General features: G+C 55.4%; 12 protein-coding genes and 4 tRNA genes. 15 read left to right on the top strand and 1 reads right to left on the bottom strand.

The window, feature by feature from the left end:
* The first annotated feature begins 2 nt into the window (after positions 1 to 2).
* From wecB to OGV79_RS04130, 15 genes are all read left to right on the top strand, one after another.
* Positions 3 to 1,133, top strand: coding sequence for a non-hydrolyzing UDP-N-acetylglucosamine 2-epimerase (wecB, locus tag OGV79_RS04200; RefSeq protein WP_012131136.1), 1,131 nt, complete (start codon positions 3 to 5; stop codon positions 1,131 to 1,133).
* Complete coding sequence (gene wecC, locus OGV79_RS04195) at positions 1,130 to 2,392, top strand: UDP-N-acetyl-D-mannosamine dehydrogenase (RefSeq protein WP_199972388.1); 1,263 nt, start codon at positions 1,130 to 1,132, stop codon at positions 2,390 to 2,392. The genes wecB and wecC overlap by 4 nt, the downstream gene beginning before the upstream one ends.
* Entirely contained in the window at positions 2,392 to 3,459 is a 1,068-nt protein-coding gene (gene rffG / locus OGV79_RS04190) for a dTDP-glucose 4,6-dehydratase (protein WP_200076306.1), read from the top strand. The genes wecC and rffG overlap by 1 nt, the downstream gene beginning before the upstream one ends.
* 17 nt (positions 3,460 to 3,476) lie before the next feature.
* Positions 3,477 to 4,358, top strand: coding sequence for a glucose-1-phosphate thymidylyltransferase RfbA (gene rfbA / locus OGV79_RS04185; protein ID WP_012131139.1), 882 nt, complete (start codon positions 3,477 to 3,479; stop codon positions 4,356 to 4,358).
* On the top strand, positions 4,336 to 5,013 hold the full coding sequence (gene rffC, locus OGV79_RS04180) for a dTDP-4-amino-4,6-dideoxy-D-galactose acyltransferase (protein ID WP_110494864.1): 678 nt from the start codon (positions 4,336 to 4,338) through the stop codon (positions 5,011 to 5,013). Before rfbA ends, rffC begins: the two co-directional genes overlap by 23 nt.
* 4 nt (positions 5,014 to 5,017) lie before the next feature.
* The gene (gene rffA, locus OGV79_RS04175; protein ID WP_049009039.1) at positions 5,018 to 6,148 is read left to right on the top strand and encodes a dTDP-4-amino-4,6-dideoxygalactose transaminase; all 1,131 of its coding nucleotides are present in this window, start codon (positions 5,018 to 5,020) and stop codon (positions 6,146 to 6,148) included.
* Position 6,149: 1 nt separating this feature from the next.
* A complete protein-coding gene (wzxE, locus tag OGV79_RS04170) occupies positions 6,150 to 7,400 on the top strand; it encodes a lipid III flippase WzxE (RefSeq protein WP_110494863.1) in 1,251 nt (416 codons plus the stop codon).
* Positions 7,397 to 8,476: a TDP-N-acetylfucosamine:lipid II N-acetylfucosaminyltransferase gene (locus OGV79_RS04165; protein ID WP_110494862.1), complete on the top strand. Its 1,080-nt coding sequence runs from the start codon at positions 7,397 to 7,399 to the stop codon at positions 8,474 to 8,476. The genes wzxE and OGV79_RS04165 overlap by 4 nt, the downstream gene beginning before the upstream one ends.
* The gene (gene wzyE / locus OGV79_RS04160; RefSeq protein ID WP_012131144.1) at positions 8,473 to 9,825 is read left to right on the top strand and encodes an ECA oligosaccharide polymerase; all 1,353 of its coding nucleotides are present in this window, start codon (positions 8,473 to 8,475) and stop codon (positions 9,823 to 9,825) included. The genes OGV79_RS04165 and wzyE overlap by 4 nt, the downstream gene beginning before the upstream one ends.
* 2 nt (positions 9,826 to 9,827) lie before the next feature.
* Complete coding sequence (gene wecG, locus OGV79_RS04155) at positions 9,828 to 10,568, top strand: lipopolysaccharide N-acetylmannosaminouronosyltransferase (RefSeq protein ID WP_012131145.1); 741 nt, start codon at positions 9,828 to 9,830, stop codon at positions 10,566 to 10,568.
* 206 nt (positions 10,569 to 10,774) lie between these two features.
* The gene (gene thrP, locus OGV79_RS04150; RefSeq protein WP_114848757.1) at positions 10,775 to 12,160 is read left to right on the top strand and encodes a bifunctional threonine/serine APC transporter ThrP; all 1,386 of its coding nucleotides are present in this window, start codon (positions 10,775 to 10,777) and stop codon (positions 12,158 to 12,160) included.
* Positions 12,161 to 12,262: 102 nt separating this feature from the next.
* A tRNA-Arg gene (locus OGV79_RS04145) sits at positions 12,263 to 12,339 on the top strand.
* A 54-nt stretch (positions 12,340 to 12,393) separates the two neighbouring features.
* A tRNA-His gene (locus tag OGV79_RS04140) sits at positions 12,394 to 12,469 on the top strand.
* A 19-nt stretch (positions 12,470 to 12,488) separates the two neighbouring features.
* A tRNA-Leu gene (locus tag OGV79_RS04135) sits at positions 12,489 to 12,575 on the top strand.
* Between the two features lie 43 nt (positions 12,576 to 12,618).
* Positions 12,619 to 12,695: transfer RNA gene (locus OGV79_RS04130), tRNA-Pro, on the top strand.
* A 624-nt stretch (positions 12,696 to 13,319) separates the two neighbouring features.
* On the opposite strand, the gene hemY is transcribed toward OGV79_RS04130, so the two are convergent.
* Positions 13,320 to 14,516 carry a protoheme IX biogenesis protein HemY gene (gene hemY, locus OGV79_RS04125; protein ID WP_047460000.1) on the bottom strand — a complete coding sequence of 399 codons (1,197 nt, stop codon included), beginning with the start codon at positions 14,514 to 14,516 and terminating at the stop codon, positions 13,320 to 13,322.

Raw genomic sequence — 14,516 nt, 5'->3', positions numbered from 1 at the left:
ATGTGAAAGTACTGACTGTATTTGGCACGCGACCGGAGGCCATTAAGATGGCGCCTCTGGTTCATGCGCTGGCAAAGGACCCTCATTTTGAGGCAAAAGTCTGCGTTACTGCGCAGCATCGGGAGATGCTCGATCAGGTTTTGAATCTCTTTTCTATTGTGCCTGACTACGATCTCAATATTATGCAGCCGGGTCAGGGGCTGACAGAGATTACCTGTCGAATCCTGGAAGGATTAAAACCGATTCTTGCCGATTTTAAACCTGATGTCGTATTGGTGCATGGCGATACGACAACCACTCTCGCCACCAGTCTGGCGGCTTTCTACCAGCGTATCCCTGTCGGTCATGTAGAGGCCGGGCTGCGAACCGGCGATCTCTACTCCCCCTGGCCTGAAGAGGCGAACCGCACCTTGACCGGTCGCCTGGCGATGTACCATTTTGCGCCGACGGAAAATTCACGGCAGAATTTACTGCGGGAACAGATCCCTGATAACCACATCTTTGTCACCGGCAATACCGTGATTGATGCGCTGATCTGGGTGCGCGATCGCGTACTGGCCAGCGATACGCTACGCGCCGAACTGGCAAAGCGGTATCCTTTCCTGTGTGACGATAAAAAAATGATCCTGGTGACCGGACATCGCCGTGAGAGCTTTGGCCGGGGGTTTGAGCAAATCTGTCATGCGCTGGCGGAGATAGCCGCTACCAATCAGGATGTACAAATTGTGTATCCGGTTCACCTGAACCCCAACGTCAGCGAACCGGTTAACCGCATCTTGGGTCATGTTGAAAATGTGATACTGATTGAGCCGCAGGATTACCTGCCGTTTGTCTGGCTGATGAACCACGCCTGGCTGATCCTTACCGATTCCGGCGGGATTCAGGAAGAGGCGCCGTCATTAGGCAAACCGGTGTTGGTTATGCGCGAAATGACGGAACGGCCAGAAGCCGTTACCGCTGGCACGGTGCGTCTGGTGGGAACCGATTCACACCGTATTGTGGAAGAAGTTACACGTTTGCTGCACGACGAAAATGAATATCAAACCATGAGCCGCGCCCATAATCCTTATGGCGACGGGCAGGCGTGCGGCCGCATTTTACACGCGTTAAAAAATAATCGGGTATCGCTATGAGTTTTACGACCATTTCTGTTATTGGGCTGGGATACATCGGGTTGCCGACGGCTGCGGCCTTTGCTTCTCGCCAAAAGCACGTTATTGGCGTGGATATCAATCAGCAGGCGGTGGACACCATCAACCGTGGAGCCATCCATATTGTTGAGCCGGATCTGGATAGCGTCGTGAAAACTGCGGTTGAAGGAGGATTCCTCCGGGCCACGACAACGCCGGTAGCAGCCGACGCGTACTTGATCGCCGTGCCGACGCCGTTCAAGGGCGATCACGACCCCGATATGGTTTATGTCGAAGCGGCCGCGAAATCTATTGCTCCCGTACTGAAAAAAGGCGCGCTGGTCATCCTCGAATCCACCTCGCCGGTGGGTGCGACAGAACAAATGGCCGAATGGCTGGCGGAAATGCGCCCGGATCTGACTTTCCCGCAGCAGGCGGGGGAACAGGCTGATGTGAACATTGCCTACTGCCCGGAGCGCGTATTGCCGGGTCAGGTCATGGTGGAGCTCATCAAAAATGACCGCGTGATTGGCGGCATGACGCCGGTATGCTCCGCGCGTGCCAGCGAGTTGTACAAGATTTTCCTTGAAGGCGAGTGTGTGGTGACTAATTCCCGCACCGCCGAAATGTGTAAGCTCACGGAAAACAGCTTCCGTGACGTCAATATCGCCTTTGCGAACGAGCTGTCGCTGATTTGCGCCGATCAGGGGATTAACGTCTGGGAACTGATTCGTCTGGCGAATCGTCATCCACGCGTGAATATTCTCCAGCCTGGGCCGGGCGTGGGAGGCCACTGCATCGCCGTCGATCCGTGGTTTATTGTGGCGCAAAACCCGCAGCAGGCGCGGCTGATCCGTACCGCGCGTGAAGTGAACGACGGTAAACCACACTGGGTGGTGGCGCAGGTGAAAGCCGCAGTGGCGGATTGCCTGACGGCAACGAATAAGCGCGCCAGCGACATCAAAATCGCCTGCTTTGGTCTGGCGTTTAAACCAAATATTGACGATCTGCGTGAAAGCCCGGCGATGGGCATTGCGCAGGAGATTGCGCAATGGCATGCCGGTGAAACGCTGGTGGTAGAGCCTAATATTCATCAGTTGCCGAAAAAACTGGAAGGTCGCTGCACGTTAGCCACGCTGGAAAATGCGCTGGCGGAAGCGGATGTGCTGGTCATGCTGGTTGACCATCATCCGTTTAAAGCGATTAACGGCGATGCCGTGCGGCAACGCTACATTGTGGATACGAAAGGAGTCTGGCGCTGATGAAACGGATTCTGGTCACTGGCGGCGCGGGATTTATCGGCTCTGCCGTTGTGCGCCACATCATTGATGAAACCCCCGACGCCGTGGTGGTGGTGGATAAGCTCACCTACGCCGGAAACCTGATGTCGCTGGCGCCAGTTGCACAGCATGAGCGCTTTGCCTTTGAGAAGGTGGATATCTGCGATCGGGCATCGCTGGACCGCGTTTTTCAGCAGTACCAGCCGGATTACGTGATGCATCTGGCGGCGGAAAGCCACGTTGACCGGTCTATCGACGGCCCGGCTGCGTTTATTGAAACCAATATCGTGGGAACCTACACGCTGCTGGAAGCGGCCCGGACTTACTGGGCGACGCTCAATGATGAGAAAAAATCGGCGTTTCGTTTCCACCATATCTCCACTGACGAGGTGTATGGCGATCTGCATTCCACGGATGATTTCTTTACTGAGACCACGCCGTATGCGCCGAGCAGTCCTTATTCCGCCTCGAAAGCCAGCAGCGATCACCTGGTGCGCGCGTGGTTGCGCACCTATGGTCTGCCGACGCTGGTCACTAACTGTTCCAATAATTACGGCCCTTACCACTTCCCGGAAAAGCTGATCCCATTGATGATCCTGAACGCGCTGGCGGGTAAACCGCTGCCGGTGTATGGCAATGGACAACAGATCCGCGACTGGCTGTACGTTGAAGATCACGCCAGGGCGCTGTATCGCGTGCTGACGGCGGGCGAAGTGGGTGAGACATATAACATTGGCGGCCATAATGAGCGTAAGAATCTGGAGGTTGTGGAAACGATTTGCGATCTGCTGGAAGAACTTGCGCCACAAAAACGGCAGGGCGTGGCGCATTATCGCTCCCTGATCGCTTTTGTGGATGACCGTCCAGGCCATGATTTACGCTATGCCATCGACGCAGCGAAAATTGCGCGTGAACTTGGCTGGACGCCGCAGGAAACCTTTGAAAGCGGAATGCGGAAAACCGTGCAGTGGTATCTGGCGAATGAGGCCTGGTGGAAGCCCGTGCAGGATGGCAGCTATCAGGGTGAACGTTTAGGTCTGAAGGGCTAAACCCGGAGGAGGAACGCATGAAAGGTATCATTCTGGCGGGCGGCTCTGGCACCCGCCTGCATCCGATTACGCGCGGCGTGTCGAAGCAGCTTCTGCCGATTTATGACAAGCCGATGATCTACTATCCGCTGTCGGTACTGATGCTGGCGGGTATCCGGGAAATCCTGATTATCACCACACCGGAAGATAAGCACTATTTTCAGCGTCTGCTGGGCGATGGTTCGGAGTTTGGCATTGAGTTGCAATATGCCGAACAACCCAGCCCGGATGGGCTGGCGCAGGCCTTTATCATTGGTGAAACATTCCTTAACGGCGAGCCGTCCTGTCTTGTACTGGGCGACAATATCTTCTTTGGTCAGGGTTTCAGCCCGAAATTGCGTCATGTGGCGGCGCGAACCGAAGGGGCGACCGTTTTTGGTTATCAGGTTATGGACCCGGAACGTTTTGGCGTCGTGGAGTTCGACGACAATTTTCGCGCAGTCTCGCTGGAAGAAAAACCGAAACAGCCGAAATCAAACTGGGCGGTGACCGGTCTCTATTTTTACGACAGCAAGGTAGTAGAGTACGCGAAGCGCGTGAAGCCTTCCGAGCGCGGTGAGCTGGAGATTACGTCCATTAATCAGATGTACCTTAATGACGGCAAGCTGACGGTTGAGTTGCTCGGTCGTGGCTTTGCGTGGCTGGATACCGGCACCCATGACAGCCTGATTGAAGCGAGCACGTTTGTGCAGACGGTTGAAAAACGCCAGGGCTTCAAAATTGCCTGTCTGGAAGAGATCGCCTGGCGTAACGGCTGGCTGGATGACGAGGGCGTAAAACGCGCCGCCAGTTCTTTAGCGAAAACCGGTTATGGCCAATATTTACTGGAGCTACTCCGTGCCCGTCCGCGCCAGTATTGAACCATTAACGTGGGAAAATACGTTCTTTGGCGTCAATAGCGCTATTGTTCGCGTGAACCCTGCCGCGCCGGTGTTAACGCCAGAGGCATTGCAACCCTGGTCGCGCGTGCAGGCGAAAATTTCTGCTGCGCGCACGGATGAATTAGATGCGCTGCAACAGTTGGGGTTTTCGCTGGTAGAAGGCGAAGTCGACTTCAGCCTGCCGGTCGCTGGCGTTGAACGTATTTCTGGCGTGGAAATTGCACAAATTGCCGATATTCCCGCGTTACGTCAACAGGCGCCCGCCGCGTTTGCGCAAAGCCGTTTCCGCGCACCGTGGTATGCGCCGGACGCCAGCGCCCGTTTTTATGCTCAGTGGATTGAAAATGCCGTGCGCGGCACCTTCGATCACCAGTGTCTGGTTATCCGGGCGGCGAATAACGATATTCGCGGGTTTGTCTCGCTGCGCGAACTGAACGACACCGATGCGCGCATCGGCCTGCTGGCCGGGCGTGGCGCAGGAGCAGAATTAATGCAGGCAGCGCTCGCGTGGGCGCAGTCTCGCGGAAAGACAACATTGCGGGTGGCGACCCAGATGGGCAACACCGCCGCGCTTAAACGTTATATACAGAGCGGTGGCAACGTAGAAAGCATCGCGTACTGGTTATACAGGTGACAAAATGATTCCATTTAACGCGCCGCCGGTGGTGGGAACCGAACTCGATTACATGCAGTCAGCGCTGGGAAGCGGCAAACTTTGCGGAGATGGCGGCTTTACGCGCCGTTGCCAGCAGTGGCTGGAGCAACGTTTTGGCAGCGCTAAAGTGTTGCTGACGCCATCCTGTACGGCGTCACTTGAAATGGCGGCACTGCTGCTGGACATCCAGCCGGGCGATGAAGTCATTATGCCAAGCTACACCTTCGTTTCTACCGCCAACGCCTTTGTGCTGCGCGGGGCGAAAATCATTTTCGTCGATATCCGCCCGGATACCATGAACATTGATGAAACGCTGATTGAAGCGGCGATTACCGACAAGACGCGCGTCATTGTCCCGGTGCATTACGCGGGCGTCGCTTGCGAAATGGACACCATTATGGCGATTGCGAAGCGTCATAATCTGTTTGTGGTGGAAGATGCCGCGCAGGGCGTGATGTCAACCTGGAAAGGCCGTGCGCTGGGGACGATTGGTCATATCGGTTGCTTCAGTTTTCACGAAACCAAAAACTACACGGCAGGTGGTGAAGGCGGTGCGACGCTGATTAACGACCGTTCCCTGATTGAACGGGCGGAAATCATCCGTGAAAAAGGCACCAATCGCAGCCAGTTCTTCCGGGGACAGGTGGATAAATACACCTGGCGGGATATCGGCTCCAGCTATCTGATGTCCGATCTCCAGGCGGCGTATCTGTGGGCGCAGCTGGAAGCGGCCGATCGCATCAATCAACAGCGTCTGGCGCTGTGGCAGACCTACTATGACGCGCTGGCGCCGCTGGCGCGCGCGGGACGTATTGACCTGCCCTCTATCCCGGACGACTGTAGGCACAACGCACATATGTTTTATATCAAGTTGCGGGATATTACCGATCGCAGCGCGCTGATCAACTTCCTGAAAGAAGCGGAAATCATGGCGGTGTTCCATTACATCCCGCTACATGATTGTCCGGCAGGCGACAAGTTTGGCGAGTTCCGTGGCGAAGATCGGTACACCACCAAAGAGAGTGAGCGCCTGCTGCGCTTGCCGCTGTTTTATAATCTGTCTCCCGTTAATCAGCGAACGGTGATTTCGACCTTGCTGAACTATTTCTCCTGATATGTCGCTTGCGAAAGCGTCCCTGTGGACGGCCGCCAGTACGCTGGTGAAAATTGGCGCAGGCTTACTGGTCGTAAAACTGCTGGCGGTGTCGTTTGGCCCTGCGGGCGTCGGCCAGGCGGGTAACTTCCGCCAGATGGTGACCGTGCTCGGCGTGCTGGCCGGGGCCGGGATATTTAACGGGGTGACGAAGTATGTCGCTCAGCATCATGATAACCCTGCCCGGTTGCATAACGTGGTGGGCACTTCATCCGCAATGGTGATGGGGTTCTCCACGCTACTGGCGCTGGTCTTCGTGCTGGCGGCGGCCCCCATTAGCCAGGGGCTGTTTGGGCATAGCCACTACCAGGGGCTGGTGCGTTTAGTGGCGCTGGTGCAGATGGGGATCGCCTGGGCGAACCTGCTGCTGGCGCTGATGAAAGGGTTTCGTGACGCTGCCGGGAATGCGCTGTCGCTGATTGTGGGGAGCCTGGTGGGAGTTGTTGCCTACTATGGCTGCTACCGTCTGGGCGGCTATGAAGGTGCGCTGCTGGGTCTGGCGCTGGTGCCTGCGCTGGTGGTGATCCCGGCGGCGATTATGCTGGTTAAACGCGGCGCGATCCCGCTTAGCTACCTGAAACCGTCGTGGGATAAAGGGCTTGCCGGACAGCTCAGCAAATTTACGCTGATGGCGCTGATTACGTCCGTCACGCTACCGGTGGCTTATGTGATGATGCGAAACCTGCTGGCGGCGCATTACAGCTGGGATGATGTTGGTATCTGGCAGGGCGTAAGCAGTATTTCCGATGCCTATCTACAATTTATTACCGCCTCGTTTAGCGTGTACTTATTGCCAACGCTGTCGCGTCTGACCGAAAAGCAGGCGATTACGCGCGAAGTGGTGAAATCGCTGAAATTTGTTCTGCCTGCGGTGGCGGCGGCGAGTTTTACGGTCTGGCTGCTGCGCGATTTCGCCATCTGGCTGCTCTTTTCCGCCAAATTCACCGCCATGCGCGATCTGTTCGCCTGGCAACTGGTGGGCGATGTGCTGAAAGTGGGCGCGTACGTTTTTGGCTATCTGGTGATCGCGAAAGCGTCGCTGCGGTTTTATATTCTGGCTGAGATTAGCCAGTTCATTTTGTTGACGGCATTCGCTCACTGGCTTATCCCCGCGCATGGCGCGCTGGGGGCGGCACAGGCGTATATGGCCACTTATGTGGTCTATTTCTCTCTCTGTTGTGGCGTGTTTTTACTCTGGCGTAGGCGGGCATGACTGTACTGATTCACGTACTGGGATCGGATATCCCTCACCATAATCAAACCGTGCTGCGGTTTTTCAATGATGCGCTGGCCGCGACAAGCGAGCATGCGCGCGTGTTTATGGTTGCAGGTCAGGATGCGGGGCTCAGGGAAAGCTGCCCGGCTCTGTCGCTGAGTTTCTACGCCGGGAAAAAAACGCTGGCTGAGGCGGTCATCGCCAAAGCGAAAGCCAATCGCCGGCAACGTTTCTTCTTCCACGGTCAGTTCAATACCAGCCTGTGGCTGGCGCTGCTAAGTGGCGGAATCAAACCTGAGCAGTTTTACTGGCACATCTGGGGCGCGGATCTGTATGAAGTTTCCCGTGGGCTGAAATTCCGTCTGTTTTACCCCGTTCGCCGCATGGCGCAAAATCGAGTGGGCTGTGTGTTCGCTACTCGTGGCGATTTGAGCTATTTCGCCCGTCAGCACCCGCGCGTGCGTGGTGAACTGCTCTATTTCCCGACGCGAATGGACTCTTCGCTTAATAACATGGCAAACGATCGTCCGCGTGAAGGGAAAATGACGGTTCTGGTGGGTAACTCCGGCGATCGCAGTAACGAACATATTGCGGCGTTACGCGCGGTGTATCAGCAGTTCGGCGACACGGTAAATGTGATCGTGCCGATGGGCTATCCGGCCAATAACGACGCGTACATTGATGAAGTCCGTCAGGCGGGACAGGCGCTGTTCAGTGCGGAAAATTTACACATCCTCAGCGAAAAACTGGAATTCGATGCCTATCTGGCGCTGCTTCGCCAGTGCGACCTCGGGTATTTCATCTTTGCCCGTCAGCAGGGAATCGGCACGTTGTGCCTGCTTATCCAGGCGGGTGTCCCGTGCGTGCTTAACCGTGAGAACCCGTTCTGGCAGGATATGGCGGAACAGCATCTGCCCGTGTTGTTCACGACGGACGCGCTTAATGAAGGCGTGGTTCGTGAGGCGCAGCGGCAGCTGGCGTCCGTGGATAAAAGCGGGATCACCTTCTTTAGCCCAAATTACCTTGAACCGTGGCATAACGCGTTACGCATTGCCGCAGGAGAAGCCGCATGAGCCTGATGCAATTTAGCGGGTTACTGGTCGTCTGGCTGCTCTCCACGCTGTTTATCGCCACGTTGACCTGGTTTGAGTTTCGCCGCGTGCGCTTTAACTTCAACGTATTCTTTTCATTGCTGTTTTTGCTGACCTTTTTCTTCGGCTTCCCGTTGACCAGCGTGCTGGTGTTCCGCTTTGACGTCGGCGTGGCGCCGCCGGAAATCCTGTTGCAGGCGTTATTGTCCGCCGCGTGTTTTTATGCCGTTTATTACGTGACCTATAAAACCCGCTTACGTAAACGCGTGACGGATGTGCCGCGCAAGCCGCTATTTACCATGAACCGGGTGGAGACTCACCTTACCTGGGTCATGCTGATGGGGATTGCACTGGTGAGCGTTGGCATCTTCTTTATGCACAATGGGTTCCTGCTGTTCCGGCTGCACTCTTACAGCCAGATCTTCTCCAGCGAAGTCTCCGGCGTGGCATTGAAACGCTTCTTCTACTTCTTTATTCCGGCGATGCTGGTGATCTACTTCCTGCGCCAGGACAGTAAAGCGTGGCTGTTTTTCCTGGTGAGTACCGTTGCGTTTGGCCTGCTGACCTACATGATTGTCGGCGGCACGCGCGCTAACATCATCATCGCGTTTGCCATCTTCCTGTTTATCGGCATTATTCGTGGCTGGATCTCGCTGTGGATGCTGGTGGCGGCGGGTGTGCTGGGAATTGTCGGGATGTTCTGGCTGGCGCTGAAGCGCTATGGGCTGAACGTGAGCGGCGATGAGGCGTTTTACACTTTCCTGTATCTGACCCGCGATACCTTCTCGCCGTGGGAGAACCTGGCGCTGCTGTTGCAAAACTACGACAACATCGATTTCCAGGGACTGGCGCCGATCGTCCGTGATTTTTATGTCTTTATTCCTTCGTGGCTGTGGCCTGGGCGTCCGGGCATTGTGCTGAATTCAGCCAACTACTTTACCTGGGAAGTGCTGAACAACCACTCAGGCCTCGCCATTTCCCCCACGCTGATTGGTTCGCTGGTGGTGATGGGCGGCGCTCTGTTTATCCCTCTGGGGGCGGTCGCGGTTGGGCTGATTATCAAATGGTTTGACTGGCTGTATGAGCTTGGCAACCGCGAGACGAATCGCTATAAGGCGGCGATTTTGCACAGTTTCTGCTTTGGCGCCATCTTCAATATGATTGTTCTGGCGCGAGAAGGGCTGGATTCTTTTGTCTCGCGAGTGGTCTTTTTCCTCGTGATTTTTGGTGCCTGCCTGCTGGTAGCAAAACTCTTGTTCTGGCTTTTCGATTGTGCCGGGTTGGTCCATCAACGGGCGAAACCGCAGCCGCAGACTCAGGTTGAAGGATAATAATGACGGATAACACGACAGCGCCGCTCTATTCACTTCGTGGATTGCAGCTGATTGGCTGGCGCGATATGCAACATGCGCTGAATTACCTGTTTGCCGATGGGCAAATGAAGCAGGGTACGCTGGTGGCGATCAATGCTGAGAAAATGCTGACTGCAGAAGATGACCCGGAAGTCAGGGCGTTGATTGATGCCGCCGAGTTTAAATATGCGGATGGCATTAGCGTCGTGCGCTCAGTGCGTAAGAAATTCCCCCAGGCGCAGGTTTCACGGGTAGCCGGGGCCGATCTCTGGGAAGAACTGATGGCGCGCGCCGGTAAAGAAGGGACGCCTGTTTTTCTGGTCGGCGGTAAGCCGGAGGTGCTGGCGCAGACGGAAGCAAAACTGCGTGCGCAGTGGAACGTCAATATTGTCGGTAGCCAGGACGGTTATTTTAAACCTGAGCAGCGCCAGGCGCTGTTTGAGCGCATCCATGCCAGCGGGGCGAAGATTGTGACCGTGGCGATGGGATCGCCGAAACAAGAAATCCTGATGCGCGACTGTCGGGTGATTCATCCTCAGGCCTTATATATGGGGGTGGGCGGCACCTACGATGTCTTTACCGGTCATGTGAAACGCGCGCCCAAAATGTGGCAGACGCTGGGGCTGGAGTGGCTGTATCGCCTGCTGTCTCAGCCGAGCCGTATCACCCGCCAGCTGCGTCTGTTGCGCTATCTCCGCTGGCATTACACCGGCAATCTCTGAACGCTGCTTTTCTTACGGGTAGCGCATTCTGCTTAATGCGTTGCCCGCCTCCCACATTTTTGCTCCTTTTTTACACAAAACATGCATTTTTTTAATGCTTCATTTGCCATTTTGCCAAATTTAAGAAACCATTCGCATCGCTTGATGTACCCATAACAATAACCGGCAACAACGCCGGAACGAGTGCAAACACGACAAGAGGATTTATGGCAGAGAAAAAACCGGAGCTACAGCGTGGGCTGGAAGCTCGTCATATCGAATTGATCGCCCTTGGGGGCACGATTGGCGTTGGGCTGTTTATGGGCGCCGCCAGTACGCTGAAATGGGCGGGGCCGTCCGTGCTGCTGGCGTATATCGTCGCCGGGCTGTTCGTCTTTTTCATCATGCGCTCAATGGGCGAAATGCTGTTCCTGGAGCCGGTTACTGGCTCATTCGCCGTTTATGCACACCGTTACATGAGCCCCTTCTTTGGCTATCTCACCGCGTGGTCATACTGGTTTATGTGGATGGCGGTGGGGATATCGGAAATAACCGCTATCGGGGTATACGTGCAGTTCTGGTTCCCGGATATGGCGCAATGGATACCCGCCCTGATCGCCGTTGGGCTGGTGGCGCTGGCTAATCTGGCCGCCGTCCGTCTGTACGGCGAAATCGAGTTCTGGTTTGCGATGATCAAAGTCACCACCATCATTGTGATGATTGTGGTCGGACTGGGGGTGATTTTCTTTGGCTTTGGCAATGGCGGCCAGGCGATCGGTTTTGGCAACCTGACGGAACACGGCGGCTTCTTTGCCGGTGGCTGGAAAGGGTTCCTGACGGCGTTGTGTATTGTGGTCGCCTCCTATCAGGGCGTGGAGCTGATCGGCATTACCGCGGGTGAAGCGAAGAATCCGCAGGTTACGCTGCGCAGCGCGGTAGGCAAGGTACTGTGGCGTATCCTGATTTTCTATGTAGGGGCGATTTTCGTTATCGTGACGATCTTCCCGTGGAACGAAATCGGCAGTAACGGTAGTCCGTTTGTACTCACTTTTGCCAAAATCGGGATTACCGCTGCGGCGGGCATTATTAACTTCGTGGTGCTGACCGCCGCGCTTTCCGGCTGTAACAGCGGCATGTATAGCTGCGGACGTATGCTGTATGCCCTGGCGAAAAACCGACAGCTTCCGGCGGCGATGGCGAAAGTCTCCCGTCATGGCGTACCGGTCGCCGGGGTGGCGCTGTCGATCGCGATTCTGCTGATTGGTTCATGCCTGAACTACATTATTCCGAACCCGCAGCGGGTGTTTGTGTATGTCTACAGCGCCAGTGTATTGCCGGGTATGGTGCCGTGGTTCGTGATCCTGATTAGCCAGGTGCGTTTCCGTCGTGCTCATAAAGACGCGATGATCAGCCATCCTTTCCGTTCTATTATGTTCCCGTGGGCGAATTATTTGACGATGGCGTTCCTGGTTTGCGTTTTAATTGGCATGTACTTGAATGAAGATACTCGTATGTCGCTGTTTGTCGGCATCATCTTCCTGCTTGCCGTCACGCTCGTCTACAAGGTTTTCGGCCTGAATCGCGCCGGAACTGCCCATAAGGTGGGGGAATAAGCAGCAAAACGCGCAAAGCGTAACCAAACACGCATTTTATTTAAAAAGGCACTAGACAGAGGGGTGGGAAGTCCGTATTATCCACCCCCGCAACGGCGCTAAGCGCCCGTAGCTCAGCTGGATAGAGCGCTGCCCTCCGGAGGCAGAGGTCTCAGGTTCGAATCCTGTCGGGCGCACCATTTACCCGGTGCTGGAGCTGCGGTGGTTTTAATACCGCGTAAAAGATTTCAGTGGTGGCTATAGCTCAGTTGGTAGAGCCCTGGATTGTGATTCCAGTTGTCGTGGGTTCGAATCCCATTAGCCACCCCATTATTAAAAGTTGTGAAATGCGAAGGTGGCGGAATTGGTAGACGCGCTAGCTTCAGGTGTTAGTGTCCTTACGGACGTGGGGGTTCAAGTCCCCCCCCTCGCACCACGACTTAAAGAGTTGAACTAAAAATTCAAAAAAAGCAGTACATCGGCGAGTAGCGCAGCTTGGTAGCGCAACTGGTTTGGGACCAGTGGGTCGGAGGTTCGAATCCTCTCTCGCCGACCAATTTTGAACCCCGCTTCGGCGGGGTTTTTTGTTTTCATCTCTTCTTCCTCTTCTTTCCCGATCCCCTGTATCACTGTCGCAATGTTGAGACATTCCAGGCTTCTGTTGTCGCTATCTGGTGACGTCTAATGCCATGATTTATCAATAATTATCGGTGTTGCGTGTTATTTGTCTCCGTTCAGAGACAAAGAGGGGATTTTTATGGCGAAGAAGGTTGGCAGAAACCGCCGCAGAGCCGCGAATGGCCTGATACGTTAAAAAGTCTGAATCCTTATTTTTGGCGGTGCAATCCTGGCATGCAATGTGCAATAATATCCCTGTAGATGCTCATTCCATCTCTTATGTTCGCCTTAGTGCCTCATAAACTCAGGAATGATGCAGAGCCGTTTACGGTGCTTATCGTCCACAGACAGATGTCGCTTACGCCTCATCAAACACCATGGACATAACGTTGAGTGAAGCACCCATTTATGTTGTCATACAGACCTGTTTTGACGCCTGCTCATTTGAGCAGGCGTTTTTTTATGGGGAAGCGGAAGAGAACTGCCGGATGGCGGCTTCGCTTTATCCGGCCTACGGTGACCTGGCAGGCCCGGTAAGCGTAGCGTCACCGGGCAATGGGAATTACTGCGGAGGATTGTTCTGCAAGGTCAGCATAAGACCGTCGCGGCGCATGGTGGCCGCTTCTTCCGGCTGATGCAACCGGTCCAGCGCATCGGCGAGCCAGGCGTAGTCGTAGGCGTCAGGGCGTTGCTTGAGCGCGGCGCGGAAAGCGAACGTAGCCTCCTGCCATTCGCCATGCTTCATCAATGACTGACCCAGCGTGCTCCACAGTAGCGGGCGATCGCCAACGGTTTTAATCTGCTGGCGCAGCACTTTTTCCAGCTGCTCCGGGTTGTTGGTTTTCAGGCGCGGGATCGGCAGAACCAGGCGGTCGTCATACTGGCGCTTCAGGCCGTCGATGATGATCTGCTGCGCCATATCGTGATCGTCACACTCAATCAGATGCTCTGCCATTGCCACTTGCAGTGGAACCTGGTGGCGAGTTTTACGGCTCTGGTTCTTCCACCATTCGCGTAATCCTTCGCTGCCCTGATCGGCTCGCGCCTGATCCATCAGCCCAATCCAGGCCTGCTGTTCCAGCATGGCGCGATGTTCTTCATCGCCGACGTTGGCCTTCGCCATTGATGGGATGATGTCCAGCAGTGAACTCCATGCTCCGGTGCGGATGTAAGCCTGTTCCGCCAGGCGCAGCACTTCTGGATGACGCGGGGTAACTTCCAGCAGTTTATCCACGCCGTGACGCGCCGCATGATTCTCGTTGCGCGCCAGTTGCAGACGTACGCGGGCGATCTCCACCGGAATCGTGTCATTGCCCGCCAGTTCAGCGGCACGTTCCAGATGCTGATTAGCGCGCGCTTCGTCACCACGCTGCTGCGCGGCTTCGGCGGCCAGCAGATAGTTCACCACCGGCTGTTCAGCGTGATCGGCATTCTTCGCCATCAGCTTCTCAACCTGCTGGTAATCGCCTTCCGCCAGCTTAAGCAGCGCCTGTTCGGTCTGCTTACGTGCGCGGCGGCGTTTACGCCCGACAAACCAGCCGCGAGTGTGCGCGCCGGTGCGGAAAACGCGTCGCAGCAGCCACTCAATGGCGAACAGAATGACCATCATAACGATCAGGATGATCACCAGCCCCGTTACGCTGGTCTCAATGTTGTAATTATCGGTCTGGATCAGAACATAGCCCTGATGACCGGCGATCATTGGGCCTATGACGATACCGGCGATCAACAACACAAAGAGCAATAATACTTTCAGCAT

The organism is Citrobacter sp. CK185, from assembly GCF_030333565.1.
Lineage (GTDB): Bacteria > Pseudomonadota > Gammaproteobacteria > Enterobacterales > Enterobacteriaceae > Citrobacter_B > Citrobacter_B koseri.
This window is presented reverse-complemented; position numbering and strand designations above follow the sequence as displayed.